The organism is Streptomyces sp. NPDC056061, assembly GCF_042266885.1.
Classification (GTDB): Bacteria; Actinomycetota; Actinomycetes; order Streptomycetales; family Streptomycetaceae; genus Streptomyces.
In genome coordinates this window covers 1-2,677 of the sequence record NZ_JBHJWQ010000085.1, presented here as the reverse complement: position 1 = coordinate 2,677, position 2,677 = coordinate 1, and the positions used below count along the sequence as shown (strand labels likewise).

Annotated in this window: 2 protein-coding genes; both read left to right on the top strand. The window is 72.3% G+C overall.

From position 1 onward, the window contains the following. On the top strand, window positions 1-1,687 hold a 1,687-nt coding region (locus tag ACFC79_RS38150; RefSeq protein WP_376249863.1), incomplete at its 5' end, for a peptidase C14. Beyond that, window positions 1,684-2,619: a GNAT family N-acetyltransferase gene (locus ACFC79_RS38145; RefSeq protein WP_376249861.1), complete on the top strand. Its 936-nt coding sequence runs from the start codon at window positions 1,684-1,686 to the stop codon at window positions 2,617-2,619. The genes ACFC79_RS38150 and ACFC79_RS38145, both read left to right, overlap by 4 nt. Window positions 2,620-2,677: the final 58 nt, after the last annotated feature.

Genomic DNA, 2,677 nt, shown 5'->3' with positions numbered 1-2,677 from the left:
CCTCCTGTTCACCAAACGCCACCTCTTCGACCGCTCGAACATCGAACTCGACTTCGGCGGCCACCGCATACGCACCGAAGGCATCGAGAAGAACATCCACGACAACCCCTTCGGCGCCGTCCTCTCCTTCCGCGGCACCACCACCGACACCACCGTCCGGCACGCGCTTTCCGGCAAGGTCGTCGAACTCACCGACACCTTCCCGGTCCCCGACGCCAAGGCGTTCGCGGTCGGGCAGTGGTGGGCTGTCCGGGTCGCCCCCGTCGAGGGCGGCGGACGCGACGAACGCGAACTGCAGAAGCTCGTCGAGATCACCGAGATCGTCGACGCGACCCACATCCGGATCGGCTATCTCAACGGCTGGGAGCTCGCGGCCGGTCGCGAGCTCACCTGGACCCGGATCGAACCGGTCCGCGACACGCACGTCCGCAACATGGTCTTCGAGGGCGCCGGGCCCGACGAGTACACCGGCTCCCACCCGGTCAGCTTCGAGTACGCCGTGGGCTGCGACGTCTCCGGCATCCACGCCACCGGCACCTTCTGGCCGGTCATCATGCGCCGCTGGTGCACCCTGTTCCGTACCGAGGACTGCTCGCTGAAGAACCCGCCCACCGTCGAGTACGGCGGCGCGGGCTACCTCACCCAGCAGATCTACTGCCTGTACGGACGGGTCGCGGACTGCACCACCAGCAATGTGCGCCACCTCAACGACCTGACCGCCTCCGCCTACTGCACGGTCGTCAACTGCCACGGCGACGGGGACGACGCGGGCGGCAACCCCTTCACCACCCACGGCCAGTACGAGCACGACCTGCTCTTCGACGGCAACTCCGGGCTGATGGACATCGCCAACTCCGGTGCCCAGTGGGGGATATCCGCCAAGCGGATCACCGTGCGCAGGCACGTCTGCTCCTGGTTCACCGCCAACACCAAGATCACCGACCTGACGCTCGAGGACATCACGGTGATCGCGCGCCCCACCTTCGACCAGGCCGGCACCCTCACCGTCAACGCCGACGGCGCCCAGGTCCGCGGCTGCACCGCCAAGACCTTCGCGGTCGCCCAGCGCTCCGCCCGCTCCACCCGGCCGACGACCATCAGCGACTGCTCGTTCGCCCCGCCCGCGGGCGCAGTCCTGGTCCAGACCCCGGTCACCGCCCCCGTCCACTTCGTGCGCTGCACCTTCGAGGGCGTCGACGGCGCGGTCCTGCGCGGCGCGGGCCCCGTCCACTTCACCGACTGCACCGTCATCGGGGCCGAGAACGCCGCCCCGATATCGGTCGGCTCGGCGGACCTGCGGATCGACGGCGGCCGCTACGACAACACCGGCATCGAACTCAGCGCCGTGCGCGACCAGCGGATCACCGTCACCGGCGGCACCCGCCTCACCGGCGGGAACAAGGCGAAGGCGCTGCTCGGCCGCGCGGCCGGGCCCGGCAAGGTGACCTGGGACATCAGCGCGCTCAGCAGCGCCGCCTTCGGATCCGACATCGCCCATGTGCGCATCACCGAGGGCACCAACCATTACGCGGCGACCGGCAGCCGCTTCACCGGCGGCAACCTCCACCTGGCCCCGGACGCACTGGACTCGACCCTGTACACCTCCTGCGTCGAGGAGGGGACCAAGCGCGTCGCGATGCCCGGCAACGGCGACGCCGCCCGCACGGACGGGAACCTGATCCTGTGACCGCCGTCATCCGCACTTCCACCCCGGCCGACGACCCGGCGCTGGCCGATCTGTGGCGGACCTGTTTCGACGCCCCGCAGATCACCGGACTCCACGCCCTCGACCCGGACCGCCACCGGCACACCTTCGTCGCGCAGGACGGCCCGGACGGCGGGATCGACGCCGTCGTCGTCTACGTGCCGAGGCTGATCCGCGACGCGCACGGAACCCCGCGGCGAGTCGGCGGCATCGGCAGCGTCGCCACCCGCCCCGAGGCACGGGGCCGGGGGCTGGTGCGGCGGCTGCTGGCGGCCGCGGAGCACACCATGACCGCCGAGCGGTGCGCCTGGTCCCTGCTGTTCACCGGTACCCCCGGTGTCTACCGCGGTTCGGGATGGCAGGAGTTCGGGAGCACGTGCTTCGAGGGGACGCTCACGTCCCCCGCGGGATCCGGGGACCTCCGGATCCGTGCCGCCTCGGCGCCGGACGCCCCGGAGGTGGCCGCCCTGCACCACGCGTACAACGAGGACCGGCCGCTCAGTTCGCTGCGCGGCCCGGAGGACTGGGCGGTGCGGGTGCCCGCCTGGTACGGCCCGCTCGAACGGTCCTCGCTCGTGGCGGAGGACCGCCGGACGGGGGCGCTCGTCGGCTGGATCGTGGCCCAGCACGAGGGGGAGTACGTCGAGGTCCGCGAGTGGGCGGGCGCGCCCGGCTCCCTCGGCGCGCTGTTCGCCGCCGTCGGGGAGCGGGGCCGGGACGCGGGGCTGGGCCGGGCCCGGGTCCGGCTTCCCGACGCCCCGGAGATCCGGTCGGCGCTGCCCGCCCTGCTGACGGACGCCCGCGAGGTGACGGAGACGGTGGGCATGGCACGCCCGTTGCTCGCCGACCCGGAGTCCGTCCGGGCCGCGGTCACGGCGCCCGGCGCGATCCACTGGTACGGCGACTGCTTCTGAGCGACCCGGTGCTCCGCCCCGGGAACGAGCGGCGGGCGGGTGCGGGGCTCCTCGGCAC